We start from the raw sequence: 211 nt of genomic DNA on the forward strand, positions 1-211 counted from the left end.
CTTATGCTAAGTGATAAGATTGATAATTACAAAGCTACAAAGTCTTTTGGTAAGCAAACACCTGCCATGTACAAGACAGATTTTCCTTTTCTTAAAGAAGTGGATAGTCTTGCTCTTGCAAATGTACAGCTTAACTTAGAACAAGCATTTAGAAATTGTTTTTCTTCAAAGCATTGCAAGTTTCCAAAGTATAAATCATTAAAAAGGACAA

General features: G+C 31.8%; 1 protein-coding gene. It reads right to left on the reverse strand.

Annotated features, from left to right (window positions below; all coding sequences use genetic code 11):
- Positions 1-26: 26 nt before the first annotated feature.
- Positions 27-211: hypothetical protein (locus ACYQ1N_RS07610; RefSeq protein WP_459834529.1), on the reverse strand; the 185-nt coding region annotated here is incomplete at its 5' end.

This window comes from Howardella ureilytica (genome assembly GCF_054657495.1).